The organism is Rhodoferax sp. WC2427, from assembly GCF_040822085.1.
Taxonomy (GTDB): Bacteria; Pseudomonadota; Gammaproteobacteria; order Burkholderiales; family Burkholderiaceae_C; genus Rhodoferax_B.
Genome location: NZ_CP162006.1, coordinates 4,252,087 through 4,274,205 on the forward strand (window position 1 = coordinate 4,252,087; position 22,119 = coordinate 4,274,205).

Here is a 22,119-nt window from a genome sequence, read left to right on the forward strand (position 1 = left end):
GCCAGTCGGGCTCGACCAGGGCCAAGCCCCGGTCGGCAGGCGTCGCGCTAGGCCATACCATCACACACCACACCGAGGCAATGGTGGCAGACCATTGGTGCCCCGCCCTGTTATCGTAGTCCCATGCCCGCAAAACGCACTTCTCCTCCGGCCTCCGCCGCCTCCACGCCACCCATGGTGCGCTACCAGCACATCAAGGACTTTGTGGCGGGCAAGATCCAGGACGGCACCTGGACCCCCGGTGACCGCCTGCCGTCCGAGAACGACCTGGTGCTGCAGTTCGGCATGTCGCGCATGACCGTCAACCGCGCGCTGCGCGAGCTGCAGGAGCAGGGCCGCATCCGCCGCGTGGCCGGTGTCGGCAGCTTCGTGGCCGACGACAAGCCCCAGGCCAACCTGCTGCAGATCGCCCGCCTGGCCGACGATATCCGCCGCCGCGGCCACGACTACCAGTGCCAGATGGTCACCATTGAGCGCATCGCGGCCACGCTGGAAGTGGCCGCCGCACTGGGCCTGCACACCGGTGAATCGGTGTTCCACACGGTGTGTGTGCACCTGGAAGACGGCGTTGCCATGCAGCTCGAAGACCGCTTCGTCAACCCGCGCATGGCCCCCGAATTTGGCAACCAGGATTTCAGCCAGGAGCAGCCGTCCGACTACCTGGTGCGCACCGTGCTGTTCGACCAGATGGAGCATGTGGTGGATGCCGTGCTGCCCAGCGCCGAGCAGGCCGCCCTGCTGCAAATGGATGCCCACCAGCCCTGCCTGCTGCTGACGCGCCGCACCTGGATGCGCGACGTCCCCATCACCCTGGTGCGCTGCCTGCACCCCGGCGCACGCTACCGCCTGGGCAGCCGCTTCCGCACCGACGGCAACGCGGTGACCAGCTAAAAAGGAGATCTCTCCTTTTTTTAGTAAGCTGTATATACAGGATTAGACAAGTTATTTAAAATTGCCGCACCAGCACCCCGGTGCTCCCTCATCCAACCAGGAATTGCCGCCATGACCACCACCCTGCAAGACCCCCGCTTCGATGCCAGCCGCGTCATCCGCGCCCCGCGTGGCAGCACCTTGACCTGCAAAAACTGGATTGCCGAGGCGGCCTACCGCATGCTGCAAAACAACCTCGATGCCGAGGTGGCCGAGGACCCAAAAAACCTGGTGGTCTACGGCGGTATTGGCCGCGCCGCCCGCAACTGGGCCTGCTTCGACCAGATCCTGGCCTCGCTCAAAGAGCTCAACGAAGACGAGACCCTGCTGATCCAGTCCGGCAAGCCGGTCGGCGTGTTCAAAACCCATGCCAACGCCCCGCGCGTGCTGATCGCCAACTCCAACCTGGTGCCCCAGTGGGCCAACTGGGAGCACTTCCACGAGCTGGACCGCAAAGGCCTGTTCATGTACGGCCAGATGACGGCGGGTAGCTGGATCTACATCGGCAGCCAGGGCATCGTGCAGGGCACGTTTGAGACCTTTGTCGAAGCGGGCAAGCAACACTACAACAACGACTGGGCGGGTAAATGGATTTTGACCGCGGGCCTGGGCGGCATGGGCGGCGCGCAGCCCCTGGCCGCCACGCTGGCCGGGGCCGTGTCGCTGAACATCGAATGCCAGCAAAGCAGCATTGACTTCCGCCTGCGCACCCGCTACGTGGACAAGCAGGCCCGCGACATCGACCATGCGCTCGAACTCATCGCGCAGCATTGCGACGCCAAGGAAGCCGTGTCCATCGCCCTGCTGGGCAATGCCGCCGAGGTGCTGCCCGAGCTGGTGCGCCGCGCCAAGGCAGGCAGCATCCGCCCCGATCTGGTGACCGACCAAACCTCGGCCCACGACCTGGTCAACGGCTACCTGCCCGCAGGCTGGAGCGTGGCCGACTGGAAGGCCGCGCAAAAAGACCCGGCGCAGCACGCCGCCTTGACCGCCGCCGCTGCCCAGAGCTGCGCCGTGCACGTGCAGGCCATGCTGGACTTCCAGGCCCTGGGCATCCCCACGGTGGACTACGGCAACAACATCCGCCAGGTGGCGTTTGACACCGGCGTGAAAAACGCCTTCGACTTCCCCGGCTTTGTGCCCGCCTACATCCGCCCCATGTTCTGCGAGGGCAAGGGGCCGTTCCGCTGGGTGGCCTTGTCGGGCGACCCGGAGGACATCTTCAAGACCGATGCCAAGATCAAGGAACTGTTCCCCGACAACCACCACACCCACCGCTGGCTGGACATGGCCCGCGAGCGCATCGCCTTCCAGGGCCTGCCCGCCCGCATCTGCTGGCTGGGCCTGGGTGAGCGCCACATCGCCGGGCTGGCCTTCAACGAGATGGTGAAAAACGGCGAACTCAAAGCCCCCATCGTGATTGGCCGCGACCACCTGGACACCGGCTCCGTGGCCAGCCCCAACCGCGAAACCGAAAGCATGCTGGACGGTACCGATGCCGTCAGCGACTGGCCACTGCTCAACGCCCTGCTCAACACCGCGGGCGGCGCCAGCTGGGTCAGCCTGCACCACGGCGGCGGGGTGGGCATGGGCTACTCGCAGCACTCGGGCATGGTCATCGTGGCCGACGGCACCGATGCCGCCGCCGAGCGCCTGGCCCGTGTGCTGGTCAACGACAGCGGCAGCGGCGTGATGCGCCACGCCGATGCAGGCTACGAGATTGCCATCGCCACGGCCAAGAAGCAGGGTTTGAACCTGCCGATGGTGAAATAGGCGTTTGCTATTTTTTAGATAGCTGCTCTCGCCCATTCCATAAGCGCTAGCGGCCTGTTTGGCTTAAAAATGTCACCTACCCACCCTCACCCCAACCCTCTCCCGCCAGCGGGAGAGGGGGCAACACCCCTGCCTTCCTCCCTCTCCCCAGCGGGGGAGAGGGTCGGGGTGAGGGTGGGCGACACCCCCCTCACACACCGCGACCTGGTGGCCGTGGCCCGCGATGGCGCGCGGCTGGAGATCTCCGAAGCCGCCTGGGCGCGCATCGCCAACGCCCAGGCCATCGTGCAGCGCATCGTGGCCAGCGGCGAGCGGGCCTACGGCATCAGCACCGGGCTGGGGGCCTTGAGCAATGTGCTGCTGCACGGCGATCAGTTAGCCCAGCTGTCGCGCAACACGCTGCTCAGCCACGCCTGCGGGGTCGGCCCGCTGCTGTCCGAGGCGCAAACCCGCGCCATCCTGGTGGCGGCGCTGGCCAACTTCTGCCAGGGCTATTCGGGCCTGCAACCCAAGGTGGTCGAAGGGCTGCAAGCGCTGCTGAACCTGCACATCACCCCCTGCGTGCCCTCGCAGGGTTCGGTGGGCTACCTCACCCACATGGCCCACATCAGCGTGGCGCTGCTGGGCGTGGGCGATGTGCGCTGGCAAGGCCGCACCCTGCCAGCATCGGAAGCCTTGGCCGCCAACGGCCTGCAGCCGCTGGTGCTGGGCGCGAAGGACGGCCTGTGCCTGGTCAACGGCACGCCCTGCATGACCGGCCTGGCCGCGCTGGCCCTGGCCGATATCGAACGCCTGGCAGACTGGGCCGACGTGACCGGGGCCATGGGTTTTGAAGCCCTGAAGGGGCAAATCGCCGCGTTCGATGCCGACATCCTGGCCCTCAAACCGCACCCCGGCATGCAGGTGGTGGGCCAGCGCCTGCGCAGCCTGCTGGCGGGCAGCGAGGTGATCGCCAGCAGCTACGGGCTCCGCACGCAAGACGCGCTGAGCCTGCGCTCCATGCCGCAGATCCACGGTGCCTGCCGCGACCAGATCGCCCACGCCGCGCGGCAGATCGAGACCGAGCTGAACTCCGCCACCGACAACCCGCTGCTGCTGGGCACGCCCGAGGCCTACCGCGTCATGTCCCAAGCCAACCCGCACGGCGAATCGGTGGCCATGGCTTGCGACCTGCTGCGCATTGCCGCGGCCGAGCTGGGCGGCGTGGCCGAGCGGCGGCTGGACCGGCTGGTGAACCCGGTGCTCAGCGGCCTGCCCGCGTTTCTGGTGGCCGAGCCGGGCGTGAACTCGGGCCTGATGATTGCGCAGTACACCGCCGCCTCGCTGGTCGGCGAAAACCGCCGCCTGGCCCAGCCGGTGGTGGTGGACAACTTTGTCACCTCCGGCGGGCAGGAAGACCACCTCAGCCTGGGCACCACCGCCGCGCTGGAGCTGCACCGGTCGCTGGAGAACCTCACGCAGATTCTGGCTATCGAGTACCTGCTGGCCGCCCAGGCGCTGGAGTTCTTGAAAGAGCAGCGCTTCGGCGAAGGCACGGGCCGGGCGTGGCAGTGGCTGCGCCAGCACGTGCCGCCGTTCGATGCCGACCGCTTCTTAGCCCCCGACATCGCCCAAGCCGCCAACCTGCTGCGCACCCCTTTTTCCTTGCGCCCATGATCCACCCCTTCAACACCGCCGCCCTGCCCGCCACACCGTGGAAGAACGGTGGCGGCACCACGCGCGAGATCGTCTGCCAACCCGTCGGCGCGGGCATGGACAGTTTTGACTGGCGGGTGAGCATTGCCACCATCGCCGCCGCCGGGCCGTTCTCGGCCTTTCCCGGTGTGGACCGGGTCATCCTGCTGCTGGACGGCGCGGGGGTGCACCTGCAAGGCGGCGGCATCGACCACCGGCTGGACACGCCCGGCGTGCCGTTTGCGTTCCCGGGCGACGTGGCGCTGGGCTGCCAGTTGCTGGGCGGCGCATCGACCGACTTCAACGTGATGGTCCGGCGCGGGCGGGTGCAGGCCGAGGTGCGGGTGCTCACCACCGCCGAAGACATTTCCGCCGACTGCGGCCTGCTGCTGGCCATGCGCGGTGCATGGCAACTGGGCGATTTCCCATGTGCCCCCGGCCACGGGTTGTGGTGGGATGCGCCCATGCAATTCGCCGCCACACCGCAGACCGCCGATGCGCTGCTGGTTGCAGTCCATTTAAGAAAAATCGGGCTCTAGCGCTTATTCCATCAGCGTAAGCAGCTCTTTATTCCATAGCACATACCATGCAACACCTTCCCTCTGCCGACGGCATCTGGCACAACCTGCGGCTGCTTGGCGACGCCACAGTCAATGCCCTGGCGGTGCAGGGCAGCCAGATCGCATGGATGGGCGACATCGCCTCCCTGCCCGCCTCCCTGCAAGCCCTGCCCCGCACCGATGCCCACAACGCGCTGGCCATGCCGGGCCTGGTGGACTGCCACACCCACCTGGTCTACGGCGGCCAGCGGGCGAACGAATTTGCCATGCGGCTGGCGGGCGCGAGCTACGAAGAGGTGGCCAAGGCGGGCGGCGGCATCGTCTCCAGCGTGCTGGCCACCCGCGCCGCCAGCGAAGACGATCTATACGCCCAGTCGGCCACCCGGCTGCAGCAGCTGCTGGCCGAGGGCGTGTGCGCCATCGAGATCAAATCCGGCTACGGCCTGGCGCTGGAACACGAGCGCAAACAGCTGCGCGTGGCCCGCCGCCTGGGCGATGACTTTGGCGTCACCGTGCGCACCACCTTCCTGGGCGCGCACGCCCTGCCACCCGAGTACGCGGGCCGCAGCCACGACTACATCAACCTCGTTTGCAATGAAATGCTGCCCGCACTGGCCGCCGAGGGGCTGGTGGACGCGGTGGACGTGTTCTGCGAACGCATCGGCTTCTCGCTGGCCGAGACCGAGCAGGTGTTCCAGGCCGCGCAGGCGCTGGGGCTGCCGGTGAAGCTGCATGCGGAGCAGCTCTCGGACATGGGCGGTTCGGCCCTGGCGGCGCGGTACGGCGCTTTATCCAACGACCACATCGAGCACCTGTCTGCCGCCGGTATCGAGGCCATGCGCGCATCTGGCACGGTGGCGGTGCTGCTGCCCGGCGCGTACTACACGCTGCGCGACACCCATGTGCCGCCGATTGCCGCCCTGCGCGCCGCCGGTGTGCCCATGGCCGTATCCACCGACCACAACCCCGGCACCTCGCCCTGCCTGAGCCTGCTGCTGATGGCCAACATGGCCAGCACCCTGTTCCGCCTGACCGTGCCCGAGGCGCTGGCCGGCATCACCACCCACGCCGCCCGTGCGTTGGGCCTGCAAGACACGCACGGTGTGCTGGCCGTGGGACGGCCTGCCAACATCGTCCTGTGGGATGTGCAAGACCCCGCCGAGCTGGTCTACTGGCTGGCCCACCAAACGCCCCGCACCGTGATCCGGCAAGGGCGGGTGGCGGTGGACACCCTGGGGCTGCTGCGGCCATGACGGGTGTAGCCAATGAGGGTCAGATCCCCATTGCGCGCCGGAGTTTTTCGGAGCAGGAGCAGTGCTTCGCGCATTTGGGCTCTGACCCTTGTTGGCGGATTGGCGTAGACGGCGATCCCTGGCCGGGATGTGCGCCCGGCGGCGCAGTAACTTTCTTTTGCTTGGCCAAAAGAAAGTCACCAAAGAAAAGGCCACCCCCACTGCCAGCGCCCTCCGCTGGCGCTACGGGAACCTGCGGTGCTCGCTTTGGGCGGGGTCTGGCTAAACTCGCTGCGCTCAAACAGACGCCAGTCCTGATCCGCCCAAAGCTGCGCTCCTCGGCGCTGGCAGAGGGGGACCCCGGATGCGGGATCGGCGGCGCACCGCGCCGCATCGCGCCTAGGGCGCGAAACAGCAGCGGTGCGCCCGTCGCGATCCATTCGGATGTAACCACCCTCAACACGGCCCCCTTCTCGCGCCCTAGGCGCGATGCCCTGCTGCGCCGGGCCGATCCCGCTCCCTGGGGTCCCCATCTGCAGGCGCCGAGGAGCGCAGTGGAATGCGGATCAGGGCTGGCGTTGTTTGAGCGCAGCGAGTTTAGCCAGACCCCGCATTCCACGAGCACCGCAGGTTCCCGTAGCGCTAGCGAAGGGCGCTGGCAGTGGGGGCGCCTTTCTTTTGGTGACTTTTCTTTTGCGCAAAAGAAAAGTTACTGCGCCGCCGGGCGCATCACCCGGCCGACCACGCCCGTAAACAAGCCAGCCCCATGACAAGCCTTTACGCAAAAAACGCCCTCCTCCCCACAGGCTGGGCCACCAACGTCCTCCTCGAATGGAACGCCATCGGAGAGTTAACAGCAGTCACCCCCGACACAGAACCCGGCAGCGCCCCCCAAGCCGCAGGCCCCCTAACCCCAGGCCTGCCCAACCTCCACTCCCACGCCTTCCAACGCGCCATGGCCGGACTCACCGAATTCCGGGGCGCCGCCCAAGACAGCTTCTGGAGCTGGCGCACGCTGATGTACCAGTTCGCCGCCCGCCTCTCCCCCGAGCAGGTAGAAGCAATAGCCACCTGGCTCTACATCGAAATGCTGGAAGCAGGCTATACGTCGGTCTGCGAATTTCACTACCTGCACAACAGCGCCGACGGCACGCCCTACGCCGATGACGCGGAGCTGTCCAAGGCCCTCGTGCGCGCGGCAAAAACAGCAGGCATCGCCATCACCCTGCTGCCCGTGCTGTACCAAACCAGCGGCTTCGGCGGCACACCGCCCACCACCGGCCAGCGCCGGTTCATCCGCTCGACCGACTCCATGCTGCGCCTGCTGGAAACGCTCAAACCCCTGTGCGATGCACAAGGCGCACGGCTGGGCCTGGCCCCGCATTCCCTGCGCGCCGTGCCGCCCGACAGCCTGCGCGACGCGGTGGCCGGACTGCACGCCATGGACCCATCCGCCCCGGTGCACATCCATATCGCCGAGCAGACCGCCGAGGTGGAGGCCTGCCTGGCCTGGAGCGGCCAGCGCCCGGTGGACTGGCTGCTGGACCACGCGCCGGTCGATGCACGCTGGTGCCTGATCCACGCCACCCACATGAGCGATGCCGAATACCAGCGCGCGGCGGCCAGCGGGGCGGTGGCGGGCATCTGCCCCAGCACCGAGGCCAATCTGGGCGACGGCCTGTTCGACATGCCGCGCTGGCGCAATGCAGGTGGCGCCTGGGGCCTGGGCTCCGACAGCCACGCCTGCGTCAATGCCGCTGAGGAGCTGATGCTGCTCGAATACGGCCAGCGCCTGCAGTTCCGCCAGCGCAATGTGCTGGCCAGCGCAGACCACAGCCAGGTCGCTACCGCCACCCTGCTGCAGGCGGTGGCCGGGGGCGCGCAGGCCTCGGGCCGGGCGGCCAACGGCCTGGCAGTCGGCCAGCGCGCCGACTTCTGCGTGCTCGACGCGCAGCACCTGGCGCTGGCCGGGTTGGCCGCCCCCGACATGCTCTCGGCCCACGTTTTCGCCAGCCACCGCACATCCGCGCTGGAGGCCGTCTGGGTCGGCGGCCAGCAACGCACCCGGCAAGGCCGCCACCCGTTGCACGATGCCGCCGCCGCTGCCTTCCTCCAAGCCCGCACGCAACTCACCCAAGGGTAAATATGCAAGCCTTCAAGTTCATCCAAGGCACCCAGCCGCTGCTGGTCTCCATGCCCCATGTCGGCACCTACCTGCCGCCCGCGCTGGCCGCGCGCCTGACGCCCACCGCCCGGCAGGTGCACGACACCGACTGGCACCTGGAGCGCCTGTATGGCTTTGCCCAGGAGCTCGGCGCATCGGTGCTCATCGCCACCCATTCGCGCTACGTGATCGACCTGAACCGCGACCCTTCCGGGGCCAGCCTCTACCCCGGCCAGAGCGTCACCGGCCTGTGCCCGGTGGACGACTTCGACAACCAGCCCCTCTACCAGGACCCCGCCGACCTGCCCACCACCGCCGAGATCGCCCTGCGCCGCGACACCCTGTGGCAGCCCTACCACCAGCAACTGCACGCCGAGCTGGCCCGCATCCAGGCGGTCCACGGCAAAGCGGTTTTGTGGGACGCGCACTCCATCCGCTCGGTGGTGCCGCGCTTTTTCGAAGGCAAACTGCCAGATTTGAATTTAGGCAGCGGCAACGGCACAAGCTGCGACCCCGCGATGTCCGCTGCGTTGCTGGCCATCGCCCAGAGTGCCCCCGGCTACACCGCCGTGCTCAATGGCCGTTTCCAGGGCGGCTACATCACCCGCCACTACGGCCAGCCCGCGCAGAACATCCACGCCATCCAGCTGGAGATGACCCAAAGCAGCTACATGCAAGAAGCCATGCCCTTCGACTACCTGCCCGAGGTGGCGGCGGGTATCCAGCCGCATCTACGGCGGATGGTGGAGGCGGCGTTGCGGTTTGGGGTCAACCGCCATTGAGCCACCACGGACAGTAGATGCGTGTTCTGACCCCACTGGGCGGTTAAGCGCCCCAAAGACGACCACAACGCAACTGACGTTGCGGGTTGCCATCGGGGCATCAGATGTTCAAAATGAATAGAGCCTGGCGCTTATCAAGGAGTGCGCATGTTCGCAGTCGAAAACTTAGCCTTGCTGGAAAAGCATCTGAGTGATGTGTACGCAGCGCGCATCCAGCCAGTCGAAGGCACAGCGGCCAACCTTGTCCGCGGTGCCATTGGCTTGTTCTTTGTTCGCGATGACGGGGCCAACGGAGCCAAGCTTGCCAAGGAAGTGGTATCCAGCTTTCGGTACTGGAACACGCGTACCGGCCACTACTTCGATGGGGTTTTTCTGGGCTGGGGCTACGACCAAGGTCCCGCGTATCTGGATGAGGCCTTCGGAACCTGTGTTCGGGAGTTGGAGCAATTGCTGGATTGGCGGTACGAAGGGGTCGCGCAACTGATTCTGGCGGATTTCGTTTTCCGGCCCTCCGAGCGACAAGGTCATTTGGATTTTTCAACCTGTGTTGCGCTAGACCTCTCCAAACTCCTCGAAGAAAAAAAGTATGCCCAATTGGCACCGCTCATTGAAGAGATCGTGCAGCCCCTGCGGCATGCGACCGAGGGGGGGACGCAATCTCCGACATGGCAAGTGTCGGACTACATCGCAATGCTGCGAACACGCAAGTTTGTTTGGCAAGAAATTATCAAAAAAGTCGGCTCCATCCTCGGCTGGGCCGACGATATGGCGAATTTCGCCGTACGTGATCTTCGCCGAAGAACCTAGCGCACAGCCAAGCTTGCAATCGCCACCTGGGCACCTGCTAAAGCAGTGACATGCCCCCCCTAACCCTTGGGAAGCCTGGCTCCACATGGTGGCCGAAGCAGGATGCGGCCGCTACCCGCCGAGGGCGGATGGTTTGATGTATCGGCACCACATCGACACAACCACTCCCGCTACTTCGTGCTGCTCAGGCCAGAAATAGGGGAATCCACTTACATTAACTAACACAAGTAGTTTATTTTGACAATTTTCGCTGGTTAAACAAAAGGCTCCCATGAATCGCATCTACCGCCTGGTCTGGAACTCCGAGGTAGGCAACATGGTAGCCGTGGCAGAAAACGCCAGAGGGCGTTGCAAGTCTGGCACGGGCCAGAGTGTGGTGGCCGGTGCCGTGGCGCTGACGGGATGCCTGTTGTTAACCTCTGTGGCCCACGCCGGGCCTGACGGCTTCCAGGTCACGGCCGGCACGGGCAGCGTGGCACATACCGGCAACACCACCACCATCACCCAAGGCAGCCAGAACCTGTCGCTGGGTTGGAGCACTTTCAACGTCGGCGCGCAGGAGACAGTCCACTTTGTCCAGCCCTCGGCCAGCGCCATCGCCGTCAACCGCATCCATGACACCCATGGCAGCCAGATTCTGGGCCAGCTCAACGCCAACGGCCAGGTCTTCCTCATCAACCCCAACGGCGTGCTGTTTGGCGCGGGGGCCCAGGTCAACGTCGGCGGCCTGGTCGCCTCCACCCTGGACCTGGGCGATGCCAGCCTGGGCAGCAGCACCCGCAGCTTCAGCGGCACCGGCAGCGGCAGCGTGGTCAACCAGGGCCGTATCACCGCTGCCAGCGGTGGCTACGTCGCCTTGCTGGGCAACACCGTGCGCAACGCCGGGCAGATCAGCGCCCAGCGGGGCACAGTGGCCCTGGGCGCGGGCAGCGCAGCCACCCTGACCTTTGCGGGCAACAGCCTGGTCGCGCTGCAGATCGACCAGAGCACCCTGCACACCCTGGCCGAGAACCAACAACTCATCCAGGCCGATGGCGGTACCGTGCTGATGAGCGCGGGCGCCAAAGACGCTCTGTTGGCCAGCGTGGTCAACAACACCGGCATCATCGAGGCGCGCACCGTAGACCAGCACAACGGCACCATCGTGCTGCTCGGCGGCATGGCGGCGGGCACGGTGCAAGTGGGGGGCACGCTTGATGCCAGCGCCCCCCATGGCGGCAACGGCGGATTCATCGAAACCAGTGCCGCCCATGTCAAGGTGGCCAACAGCGCCCAGATCACCACCGCTGCGCCGACCGGTGGCAACGGCACCTGGCTGATCGACCCGGTGGACTTCACCGTCGCGGCCTCCGGCGGCGACATCACCGGCGCCGCCTTGGGCAACTTGCTCGACAGCAACAGCGTCACGGTCCAAACCGCCACCGGCACCCCCTCGCCCACCGCCCTCTACGGCAGCAGCGGCACCAATGGCGACATCCAGGTGAACGATGCGGTGCGCTGGAGCAGCAACACCACCTTGACGCTGAACGCCTGGCGCAACATCAACATCAACCAGTCCATCACTGCCACCGGCAGCAGTGGCAAATTGGCCCTGCAGTACGGCCAGGGCGCCACGAATGGCGTGGTGGGTGGCACCCCCGCCACCTACACCGTGAACGCCCCGGTCAACCTGCAGGCCGGGCCAAATTTCAGCACCCAGTTGGGCACGGCCGGGGCGCTGGTGGACTACACCGTCCTTACCAGCCTGGGGGCGGAAGGCAGCACCACCGCCGCCGACCTGCAGGGCGTGGCTGGCAACCTGGCGGGCAAGTATGTGCTGGGCGCCCAGATCGATGCCACGGCCACCAGCAACTGGAACAGCGGCGCGGGCTTTGCGCCACTGGGGGACGCCAGCACGCGATTTACCGGCATCTTCGATGGTCTGGGCCACACCATCACCGGCCTCACGGTCAACCGTGCGGGCGCGGCTTATGGGGGCTTGTTCGGGTACACGCAAAGCGCGGCGATCCGCAACGTGGGGCTGGTCGGAGGCAGCGTCAGAGGGAGCGCCAATGTCGGCGGTCTGGTGGGGTACAGCTCGGCGGGCACCATCGCCCATAGCTACTCCACCGGCAGCGTCAGCGGGACAACCCGGGTCGGCGGGCTGGTGGGGTATTCCTCCAGCACTACGATCAGCAACAGCTATGTGACAGGCAGTGTCATTGGTTCAAGTGGCTATGTCGGCGGGCTGGTCGGATACCAGGTCACCGGCACGGTCAGTAGCAACTACACCACCGGCAGTGTCAGTGGGTCCAGCATCTATGTCGGCGGGCTGGTGGGGTACCAAATCGGCGGCACGGCCAGCAGCAACTACACCACCGGCAGTGTCAGCGGGACCAGCTATGTTGGCGGGCTGTTGGGGTACCTGTCCGGCGGCACGGTCAGTAACAACTACACCACCGGTACTGTCAGCGGGTCCAGCATCTATGTCGGCGGGCTGATAGGGTACAACGTCAGCGGCACGGTCAGCAACAGCTACGCCACAGGCCGTGTCAGCGGCTCAGGTGGTGCCATTGGCGGGCTCATGGGGTACAACTCCAGCGGCTCGATCAGCAACAACTACTGGGACACTTTCAGCACCGGCAAAGCCAGTGCCATAGGGTCGGGCGCTAACATCGGCGCCTACGCCGTCACCAGCGACCCCACCAGGTCCGCCGATGCCAACTATGCCTTCAAGCAAAGCGCCTACTCCCGACTGAACTTTGCCAGTACCTGGTACATGGTGGATGGCGCGACCCGGCCCTTCCTGAGGGTTGAGTACAGCCCCACCATTACCAACGCGCACCAGCTACAGCTGATGGCCATGAACCTGGGCGCCAGCTACACCTTGGCCCTGGACATCAATGCCACCGAAACCGGCACCGCCATCAGCCGGTCCGCCGGCATGTGGAGCAGCGCGGGCTTCGCGCCGGTGGGGAATGGCAGTACGGCATTCAGCGGCAGCTTCGATGGCCTGGGACACACCGTCTCGGGTCTCAAGATCGACCGCCCGACCACGGACATGGTGGGTCTGTTTGGCAAAACGCTGGATTCAACGATTCGCAACGTGGGACTGGTGGGCGGCAGTGTCAGCGGGGCGGACGGCGTCGGCGCGCTGGTGGGATACAACCAGGGCGCGATCAGCAATAGCTACGCCACGGGAGTTGTCAGCGGAACAGGCGACTATGCGGGCGGACTGGTGGGGCAAAACAATGGCGCAATCAGCAACAGCTATGCCACAGGAAATGTCAGCGCACCAGACTTCGCCGGCGGGCTGGTGGGGGGCAACATCGGCGGCACGGTCGCCAATAGCTACGCCACCGGCAGTGTCAGCGGGCCCAACCATGTCGGCGGGCTGGTCGGCGCCACGACCAGCGGTCTGGTCACCGACAGCTTCTGGAACACCAGCACATCGGGCCAGACAGGCTCCAGTGGTGGTACGGGCCTGACCACCGCGCAGATGATGGAGCTGTCCAGCTTCGCCCATTGGAGTATTGCCAATACCGGTGGCAGCAGTGCCGTATGGCGCATCTACGAAGGCCACACCGCACCCCTGTTGCGCAGCTTTCTGACACCGCTTGCGCTGGGCGACACCGCCTTGGCCTACAACGGCACCACCCAAAGTGGCACCGCGACCAGCACCGCGGGCGTACTGGGCATGGCCGCCTCGGGACGCAATGCGGGCACCTACACGGGCTATTACTCCGGCCAGCAGGGCTATGACATCGTCGGCGGCGCCCTGACCATCACACCCCTGGCCTTGACTGTCACCGGACTGGTGGCCGCCAGCAAGGTGTATGACGCAAGCACGGCGGCCACCGTCAGCAGCGCAGGCGCGGTCTACACCGGACGGCTGGACGGTGACGACGTATTGGTCAGCGCCACGGGCATGTTCGCAGACAAGAATGTGGGCAACGGCAAGACCGTCAACCTGGGCAGCACCTACAGCGGGGCCGATGCCGGTAACTACGCCATCACCGACCAGGCCAGCACCAGCGCCAACATCACTCCGGCCACGCTGACCTACACCGCCACGCCCGCCACCAGGTCCACTGGCCAGATCCCTGGCGGCCTGGGCGGCACGGTCACCGGTATGGTGGGCGGCGAAACCCTGGCCAGCGCCACCACCGGCACCCTGGACTGGAGCACCCCGGCTGTCGCCAGCAGCCTGCCCGGCTTGTATGCGATCAACGGCACCGGCCTGGGCAGTACCAACTACCGGCTGGTCCAGGCCAGCAGCAACGCCACCGCACTGGCGCTGAACGCCGAGGTGGTGGCACCACCTCCACCAGCACCACCGGTGCAGCCTCCACCGCCTGTGCCAACGGTGTCCAGTACGCCGCCACAGCCTGTGCTGAACGCGGTGGCGCAGCTGCAGTCCCGCACCCCGCCCGTGGCCCCCGAGTCCTACCGCCGCACCACCGTCAGCACGGCGATGAACTTCGACGGTACCGGGCCGTCGCTCAACATCGTTACCTCGGGTATCCGGTTGCCTGCGCACCTGGACGCGGACAACGAATGAGCCCCCAGACACCACCCCACACACTGAAACCATGATGACCCCCCAGAAATTGGCCGCGGCCACCCGCTTTACCCGCCAGGCGCGGGCGTTGGCGGCATTGGCCACGGCTGTCGCCGCCGTCACGCCCCACGCAGCCGCCCAGACCGTACCCGACGCCGGTGCGCTGCTGCAGCAAACCCAACCGGCAGCACCCCTGGCTCCGGCCTCCAGCGGCACGGGTCTGACGATCACGCCCGAAGCCGGTGCCCCATTGCCGCCGAGCGCGCCCTTTGCGGTGCAGCGCATCGACATCACCGGCAACCAAACCATGGCGACGCCCATCCTGCATGCGCTGGTGGCCGATGCCGAAGGCCAATCCCTGAGCGTGCCCGCACTGGGCCGTTTGGCCGGGCGCATCACAGACTACTACCGGGTGCAAGGCTACCCCTTGGCGCGCGCCATCGTTCCGGCGCAAACCATACGCGACGGTATCGTGGTGATCCAGGTTGTCGAAGCCCGCTACGGCAAGGTCCAACTCGACAACCGCAGCCAGGTCAGCGATGCACTGTTGCAAAGCACACTGTCGGACCTGCGCAGCGGGCAGGACATCACGCAGGCAGCGATGGACCGCAGTCTGCTGCTGTTGTCGGACATCCCGGGCGTGGCGGTGAACGCCCTGCTGCGCCCCGGCGATGCCGTGGGTACCTCGGACCTGCAGGTGGATGTGGGCGCGGCACCAGCGGTCACCGGCTATGCCATGGCGGACAACTACGGCAGCAGGTACACCGGGCGCGGGCGCCTGAGCGGCGCGGTGCTGGTCCATAACCCGCTACACCACGGCGACACCTTCACCGCCAGTGGCGTAAGTTCTGGCCGCGCGCTGAACTATGGCCGGGTCGCTTACGAGTCGCTCCTCAACGGCCAGGGGAGCCGACTGGGGGGCGCCTATTCCGCACTGGATTACACCCTGGCGGGTCCACTGTCGGCACTACAGGCCCATGGCCAGGCGGAGGTGCTGAGCCTGTGGGCCCGGCATCCGTTGCTGCGCAGCCGGCAGACCAACCTGTCCGTCCAGCTGCAGTACGAACACTTGCAACTGCGCGACCGGGTGGACACCATCGCCTCGCAGACCGACCGGCACCTGGACCACTGGACCGCCAGCCTCTCGGGCGACACCCGCGACGCCGTCGTGGCCGGGTCGGTCAACACCTGGAGCGTCAGCGCATCCGGCGGGCGCCTGGGGTATGACAGTGCCGCCGCCGCACAGCTGGACGCAGCCAGTGCCAGCACCCAGGGGGCCTATGCCAAGTTGAATGCCAGCCTGGTGCATTGGCAGGGCCTGGGCCCGCAGGGCACGCTGTACCTAGCCTACAGCGGCCAGTGGGCGCACACCAATCTGGACGCATCGCAAAAGCAGGCCGTGGGCGGCCCGGCCAGCGTGCGCGCCTATGCCGTGGGGGCACTCTCCGGGGACAACGTACAGCTACTCACCGCAGAGTACCGCCACGCGCTGGGCACCCTGCTGCAAGGGCAAACGCAGCTGATCGCCTTTGCCGATGCGGCCCGGGTGGAGGTGAACAAGACGACCTGGGTTGCCGGCGCCAACCGTGCAACGCTCAGCGGTGCCGGGGTGGGCCTGAATTGGTATGGGCCGCAGCAGTGGAGCGTGAAGGCGTCGGTGGCCACGGCGCTGGACCCGCAGTCCACGCTGGTGGCCAACACCTCGGCGACCCGCGGCTGGCTGGAGGTGAGCAAGCAGTTTTAACCCTCTCCTGGGAGCCCGGGAGCCTGGGGATTGCAAATGCCGCGCACCGCACCCAGCTATGGTCCAAACCGCTACTGCCCATGGACACCCCTACCGCCACCTTTCTCGCCCTCCTGCTCCTCATCCTGGTCTGCACGCTGGGCTGGTTCACACCCCGGTGGTGGGTGGCGCGGCGCAGGCGCAAGCTGCGGCAGCAGCCCTTCCCCGCCGCGTGGCGCACGGTATTGCGCCACCGCGTACCGCTGGTGCGCCGCATGCCTGCCGACCTGCAGTTGCAGCTGAAGCAGCAGATGCAGGTCTTCATCGCCGAGAAGGCGTTTCTGGGTTGTGCCGGTTTAACCGTCACCGACGAGATGCGGGTGGTGATTGCCGCCCAGGCCTGCCTGCTGGTGCTGAACCGGCCCACCGGCCTGTATCCGCACCTTCGGCAAATTCTGGTCTACCCGGGCGCGTTTGCGGTGCAGCGCACGCACACCGACGGCGTGGTGCAGCGCGAGGAGCGACAGGCGCTACTGGGCGAATCCTGGTCGCAAGGGCAGGTGATCTTGTCGTGGTACGACGCGCTGGAGGGTGCCACCACGCCGGGCGATGGGCACAACGTGGTAATCCACGAATTTGCCCACCAGCTGGACCAGGAAAAAGGCCACGCCAATGGCGCGCCTCAACGCAATCGGGGGAGCCGCAATGCCGACCCGGCCCGCTGGTCCCAGGTGTTCCACGCCGCCTACGCCAAACTGCGGCGCGAAGCCCATGTGGGCGAACCCGGCCTGCTGAACCACTACGGCGCGCAAGACCCGGCTGAATTCTTCGCCGTGGTGTCCGAGGTGTTCTTTGAACAACCGGCAGAGTTGAAGGACTACGACCCGGCGCTGTACCAGGAGCTGCGTGGTTACTACCGGGTAGACCCGGCAGGCTGGTAAACCAGGTTTTCAAGAATAATCGGCCCTCAACGCCCACCACATCGGCGCAAGCAGCTATCTAAAAAATAGCGCAGCAGAGCCCGCGGTGCTCCTCTACACTTTGGCCATTGCCTGCCACCCATGGTGCCCACGATGAACGCCGCCACCCACCCCACCGCCCCCACCGCGCCTCCCATGGTCGAACACTTCCGCCAGGTCTTGCTGTGGCCGGTACGGCTGATGCCGGTGCGCGGCAGCGAGGGCACGCACGCCAAGCCCTGGCAGGTGCTGGCCGACATGGGCGATGCCTCGCCCTGGCGCGAGGTGGTGGACGAATTCACCGGCGACAGCAGCCGCTTCCACGAGCGGCATTACAACGAGTTTGTGTCGTTCCTGCCCTATGTGCAGCGCTTTCTGTACGGCGAGGGCCTGCCCAAGCATGGCGCGCAGACGGTGGCCCAGGGCTCGCCGATGCGGGTGTTTCGCCGCCAGGACATTGCCGCGGTGCGGGTGGTGCCGCGCCCTGGCGACGCCCCCATCACCCTGGACACGGTGCATGTGGACCTGTACTTCTTCCTCGACGTGGACCTGGTGCTGCTTAATGTGGAGGTCACCGCCAACCACCTGACGCTGGAGACAGCGCAGGAGCTGATGTACCGCTTTGGCCGCGCCTACCCGGCCGGCTGGGACGCCCACGGCCAGGCCCTGCACTGCCTGGCCGAGGCCGAGTGGCTGGACGCGCAGGGCCAGGTGCTGGCCGCATCGGACGCCAACCAGCGCGATGTCTTTCTGGCCCAGGTCAGCACCCGGCGCGCGCCGCGCATCTCGGCCCACTGGGATTTCATGATGCGCCCGCTGGTGGGCGACCACTCGGACCACCCCGGCCAGCTGCGCTTTCGCCAGATCGAGTACTACCGCATGCCGCAAATGGCCTACCTGGCCATGGACCGGCCCCGCGACCTGACCCGCAGCGACTTTGTGCGCCTGGGCCTGGTCACCGGCTCGGGCGCGCGCGACCCCGCGGGCGGCTGCGCCCTGCCCTATGGCGAACAGCACCTGGCCGAGTTTGAGAGCAAATACTGCTACGACCGCTTCTGGACCGAAGGCGGCGCCGCCCCCAACACCCGCTACCTGTGCAACGGCCACGCCATGGTGGTGGTGGGCGATGCCAGCAGCCAGTTCTACGGCTGCCGCGACCGGGGCGTGCTGGCGCAGTTCCGGCACCAGCACTTTTTGGTGTTTTTGATCGCCCACTTCCAAAAGGCCGCGCTGCTGATGTACTCAGACCGGCTGGCCGAAACGCTGAAGAACCTGGACATCACCGACCCGGCCAGCGTGCGCCACTTCAAGCGCGCCATCCGCAACGGGTTTGCCAGCTTTCTGCGCTTCACCCACCGCTACTGGTTCCACGAGGTGTCGGAGCAGGCCCAGGTGCGGGCCCTGTTCCATATGTGTTCACACCACCTGGGGCTGGACCCGCTGTACGCCGAGGTCAAAGAGCGCATCGCCGAGATGAACCAGTACCTGGAGGCCGACAGCCTGCGCCGCCAGGCCAACACCGTGGTGCGGCTCACGGTGGTCACCATCTTCGGCCTGATCGGCACGGTGACCACCGGCTTCCTGGGCATGAACCTGCTGGCCGAAGCCGAGTCCCCGATGGAGCGGCGGCTGCTGATCTTTGCCGTCGTCTTCATCCTGACCACGGTGCTGACGGTCTACACCATGGTCAAGTCCAAGCGCCTGTCGGACTTTCTGGATGTGCTGTCCGACGAGCGCATGTCGGTGTGGAACAAGTGCAAGGCCCTGGTCGGCGTGTGGGCGCGCCAGGACGACTGAGCGCGCTCTACAGCCGTTTGGCAATCGCCATGCCCGCCAGCATGGCCGCCACAAACACCGCCACCGCCGCGCCACCGGTCAGCACGCTGGCCAGCGCCGGGCCGGGGCAGTAGCCCGCCAGGCCCCAGCCCACGCCGAACAGCGCCGCGCCCAGCACCAGCCGGGTATCGATGTCTTTGCGGGTGGGCAACTGGAAGGCCATGGCCGCCCAGGGCTTGCGCGCCGGGCGCCGGGCCGTGGGCGGCGTGAGGGCAAAGGCGGGCAGCGTGACCAGCAGCGCACCGCCCATCACGAAGGCCAGGCTGGCATCCCAGGGGCCAAAGCGCTGCGCATCCCACAGCCCGCCCAGGTTCAAGAAACCCTGCACCTTGGCGGGCAGCACCATGCCCGACAGCACCAGCCCAGCAGCGAACAAACCACCCGCGATGGCGGCATACACAATTCTTAGCATGTTTTAGGCCTCCAGCGCTTATTTAACCAGCGTAACGAGCTACAAAAACAGTAGCAAATCCACACCCCATGAAAACCCCCGTGGCCACCAGCGAACGCACCGAGCGCCGCCCCAGGCCGCACACACCGTGCCCGCTGGTGCAGCCCGCGCCCAGCACCGTGCCCACGCCCACCAGCAGCCCGGCGGCCACCAGCACCGCCCACGGCGGCGGCGGCAGCGCGGGCATGCCGCGCGTGAGCACCGCGCCCACACCCACCAGCCCGGCCAGAAAGGCCCAGCGCCAGCCCCCCTCGCCCGGCTGCGGCGACAAGGCACCCGCCACGATGCCGCTGATGCCCGCCACCCGGCCCAGGGCCGCCAGCAGCAGCCAACAGGCCAGGCCAATCACCACGCCACCCAGGGCGGCCTGCACAAAAGGATGCATAAAAATGTTCTCCGTCAAACCAAAAATATACCCATGGGGGTATAGTAACTCCATCGTGCCCAGGATGCCCATGACCCAGCTCACCGACCCCGCCAAAAAGAAGACCCTGCTCGCCCGCCTGGCCCGGGTAGAGGGCCAGTTGCGCGGCGTGCAGCGCCTGATCGAGTCGGAGGCCGACTGCGAAAAGGTGGCCCAGCAGCTGGCCGCCGCCCGCAAGGCGTTGGACAAATCGTTTTTCACCATGGTGGGCTGCATGATCGAGCAAGGCCACCTGCCCGCCGAACAAGTGGCCGACATGCTGGCCAAATACGCTTAGGAGTTTTTATGCAACCGATCCAACTCTTCGACCCCGCCACCAGCACCTACACCTACGTGCTGGTGGATCCGCTCAACCACGCCGCCGCCATCATCGACCCGGTCGACACCCAGCTGGACCGCGATCTGGCGCTGCTGCAGGACCAGGGGCTGTCGCTGGTGTGGACGCTGGAAACCCACACCCACGCCGACCACATCACCAGTGCGGGGCTGCTGGCCGAGCACACCGGCGCCCAGACCGCAGTGCCCGCGGGCTGCGGCATCCAGGGCGCGGCGATGCAGCTGCAGCACGGCGACCTGCTGCGCTTCGGCAGCGAAACCTTGCAGGCGCTGCACACTCCCGGGCACACCGCGGGCAGCATGAGCTTTGTCTGGCGCGACCACGTCTTCACCGGCGACACCCTGCTCATCGGCGGTTGTGGCCGTACCGATTTCCAGTCGGGCAGCGCCGAGGCGATGTACCACAGCATCACCCAGGTGCTGTTTGCCCTGCCCGACACCACCCGGGTCTGGCCTGGCCACGACTACCACGGCAAAACCCAGTCCACCATCGGGGCCGAGAAGTCGCTCAACCCGCGCATTGCCCACAAGACCCTGGCGGAATTCATGGCCACCATGGAAGCCCTGCACCTGCCGCGCCCGCAACGCATGGACCAGGCCGTGCCCGCCAACCTGGTTTCGGGCCTGTCGCACGAGGCCACCCCCTTGCCGCCCCAAGTCCGCCCCGCCGAAGGCTATGCAGGCGACGTGTCGCCCCAACTCGCGTGCCGATGGTGGCAGGCGGGCGAGGCGGTGCTGATCGACGTGCGCACCGACGCCGAACGCGCCTGGGTCGGCGAAGTGCCCGGTGCCGTGCCACTGGCCTGGAAGCAGTGGCCCGGCATGGCGCTGAACCCCGATTTCGACAGCGGCCTGCAAGCCGCGCTGGCGGGCGGCAAAAAAGGCGTGCTGCTGTGCCGCAGCGGCGTGCGCTCCATCGCCGCCGCCAAGCGCGCTACCGAACTGGGGCTGGAGGCCTACAACATCCTCGAAGGTTTCGAAGGGGACCCCGATGCGGAGGCCCACCGGGGCCGCAAAGGCGGCTGGCGCTTCCACAACCTGCCCTGGCGTCAGGGGTAACCACACACGTGCCGCTGCGGCGGCGCATAGATAATGCGGGGAAAAATACCGGAGACGCAGGATGAGTTTTCTCGCCATCGACATTGGCAACACCCGTCTCAAATGGTCGCTGTATGACGCCCCCCGCCCCGGTGCCACGCTATTGGCCCACGGCGCCGAGTTTCTGGAGAACATCGACAAACTGGCCGACGGCCCCTGGGCCCAACTGCCCACGCCCGGCGCCATCCTGGGCTGCATCGTGGCCGGCGACGCCGTCAAGCGCCGCGTGCTGGAGCAGCTGGAGCTGTGGGACGTGCACCCCCAGTGGGTGGTGTCCAGCGCCGCGGAGGCCGGTTTGACCAATGGCTACGACCACCCCACCCGCCTGGGGGCCGACCGCTGGGTGGCCATGGTGGGCGCACGCCACCGCATGCTGGCCCAGGGCCCCGAGCGCCCCATGGTGGTGGTGATGGTGGGCACGGCGGTGACAGTGGAGGCGGTGGACACCCACGGCCGCTTCCTCGGCGGCCTGATCCTGCCCGGCCACGGCATCATGTTGCGGGCGCTGGAGTCCGGTACCGCCGGGTTGCACGTGCCCACCGGCGAGGTGCGCCTGTTCCCCACCAACACCAGCGACGCGCTGACCAGCGGCGGCACCTACGCCATCGCCGGGGCCGTGGAGCGCATGGTGCAGCACGTGCGCCAGCACTGCAAAGCCGAACCCGCCTGCTACATGACCGGCGGCGCGGGCTGGAAGATGGCACCCAGCATGTCGGTGCCGTTCGAGCTGGTGGACAACCTGATTTTTGACGGACTGCTGGCCATGGCAGCGGGCCGGTTCGTGCACTAGGTTTACAAGATTTTTAGGCCTCTAGCGCTCATTCCAAGAG

17 protein-coding genes and 1 pseudogene are annotated in these 22,119 nt (G+C 66.7%); 16 read left to right on the forward strand and 2 right to left on the reverse strand.

Going from position 1 to position 22,119, the window contains the following annotated elements:
• Positions 1–123 precede the first annotated feature (123 nt).
• The 12 genes from hutC to AB3G31_RS19835 all read left to right on the forward strand — a co-directional run bounded on the left by hutC (position 124) and on the right by AB3G31_RS19835 (position 18,941).
• Complete coding sequence (gene hutC / locus AB3G31_RS19780) at positions 124–891, forward strand: histidine utilization repressor (protein ID WP_367847769.1); 768 nt, start codon at positions 124–126, stop codon at positions 889–891.
• Positions 892–1,002: 111 nt separating this feature from the next.
• Positions 1,003–2,703, forward strand: a complete 1,701-nt coding sequence (hutU, locus tag AB3G31_RS19785) for a urocanate hydratase (protein WP_367847770.1) — start codon at positions 1,003–1,005, stop codon at positions 2,701–2,703.
• A gap of 174 nt (positions 2,704–2,877) precedes the next feature.
• The gene (gene hutH, locus AB3G31_RS19790) at positions 2,878–4,359 is read left to right on the forward strand and encodes a histidine ammonia-lyase (protein ID WP_367847771.1); all 1,482 of its coding nucleotides are present in this window, start codon (positions 2,878–2,880) and stop codon (positions 4,357–4,359) included.
• On the forward strand, positions 4,356–4,916 hold the full coding sequence (locus tag AB3G31_RS19795; RefSeq protein ID WP_367847772.1) for a HutD family protein: 561 nt from the start codon (positions 4,356–4,358) through the stop codon (positions 4,914–4,916). The genes hutH and AB3G31_RS19795 overlap by 4 nt, the downstream gene beginning before the upstream one ends.
• A gap of 47 nt (positions 4,917–4,963) precedes the next feature.
• Positions 4,964–6,190: an imidazolonepropionase gene (gene hutI, locus AB3G31_RS19800; RefSeq protein ID WP_367847773.1), complete on the forward strand. Its 1,227-nt coding sequence runs from the start codon at positions 4,964–4,966 to the stop codon at positions 6,188–6,190.
• Positions 6,191–6,935: 745 nt separating this feature from the next.
• The gene (locus AB3G31_RS19805; RefSeq protein WP_367847774.1) at positions 6,936–8,312 is read left to right on the forward strand and encodes a formimidoylglutamate deiminase; all 1,377 of its coding nucleotides are present in this window, start codon (positions 6,936–6,938) and stop codon (positions 8,310–8,312) included.
• Positions 8,313–8,314: 2 nt separating this feature from the next.
• Positions 8,315–9,115, forward strand: a complete 801-nt coding sequence (hutG, locus tag AB3G31_RS19810) for an N-formylglutamate deformylase (protein ID WP_367847775.1) — start codon at positions 8,315–8,317, stop codon at positions 9,113–9,115.
• Between the two features lie 147 nt (positions 9,116–9,262).
• Entirely contained in the window at positions 9,263–9,922 is a 660-nt protein-coding gene (locus AB3G31_RS19815) for a hypothetical protein (RefSeq protein ID WP_367847776.1), read from the forward strand.
• Positions 9,923–10,193: 271 nt separating this feature from the next.
• Entirely contained in the window at positions 10,194–14,462 is a 4,269-nt protein-coding gene (locus AB3G31_RS19820) for a filamentous hemagglutinin N-terminal domain-containing protein (RefSeq protein WP_367847777.1), read from the forward strand.
• A gap of 31 nt (positions 14,463–14,493) precedes the next feature.
• Positions 14,494–16,206, forward strand: a complete 1,713-nt coding sequence (locus tag AB3G31_RS19825) for a ShlB/FhaC/HecB family hemolysin secretion/activation protein (protein ID WP_367847778.1) — start codon at positions 14,494–14,496, stop codon at positions 16,204–16,206.
• An 80-nt stretch (positions 16,207–16,286) separates the two neighbouring features.
• Positions 16,287–17,126: a zinc-dependent peptidase gene (locus AB3G31_RS19830; RefSeq protein WP_367847779.1), complete on the forward strand. Its 840-nt coding sequence runs from the start codon at positions 16,287–16,289 to the stop codon at positions 17,124–17,126.
• A gap of 132 nt (positions 17,127–17,258) precedes the next feature.
• On the forward strand, positions 17,259–18,941 hold the full coding sequence (locus tag AB3G31_RS19835; RefSeq protein WP_367847780.1) for a hypothetical protein: 1,683 nt from the start codon (positions 17,259–17,261) through the stop codon (positions 18,939–18,941).
• A 7-nt stretch (positions 18,942–18,948) separates the two neighbouring features.
• Here the strand turns inward: AB3G31_RS19835 and AB3G31_RS19840 are convergent, their stop codons facing one another.
• Positions 18,949–19,392 (reverse strand): DUF6691 family protein, encoded by a 444-nt coding sequence (locus AB3G31_RS19840; protein ID WP_367847781.1) that lies wholly within the window; start codon positions 19,390–19,392, stop codon positions 18,949–18,951.
• A gap of 22 nt (positions 19,393–19,414) precedes the next feature.
• On the reverse strand, positions 19,415–19,816 hold the full coding sequence (locus tag AB3G31_RS19845) for a YeeE/YedE family protein (protein WP_367847782.1): 402 nt from the start codon (positions 19,814–19,816) through the stop codon (positions 19,415–19,417).
• A 70-nt stretch (positions 19,817–19,886) separates the two neighbouring features.
• Here AB3G31_RS19845 and AB3G31_RS19850 point away from each other — a divergent pair, with 70 nt between their 5' ends.
• From AB3G31_RS19850 to AB3G31_RS19865, 4 genes and pseudogenes are all read left to right on the forward strand, one after another.
• Positions 19,887–20,132, forward strand: a complete 246-nt coding sequence (locus AB3G31_RS19850; protein WP_367847783.1) for a metal-sensing transcriptional repressor — start codon at positions 19,887–19,889, stop codon at positions 20,130–20,132.
• Between the two features lie 8 nt (positions 20,133–20,140).
• Positions 20,141–20,593: pseudogene (locus AB3G31_RS19855) on the forward strand (MBL fold metallo-hydrolase); the annotation flags it as partial.
• Between the two features lie 222 nt (positions 20,594–20,815).
• A complete protein-coding gene (locus tag AB3G31_RS19860; protein ID WP_367850389.1) occupies positions 20,816–21,250 on the forward strand; it encodes a rhodanese-like domain-containing protein in 435 nt (144 codons plus the stop codon).
• A gap of 61 nt (positions 21,251–21,311) precedes the next feature.
• Complete coding sequence (locus tag AB3G31_RS19865) at positions 21,312–22,079, forward strand: type III pantothenate kinase (protein WP_367847784.1); 768 nt, start codon at positions 21,312–21,314, stop codon at positions 22,077–22,079.
• Positions 22,080–22,119 lie beyond the last annotated feature (40 nt).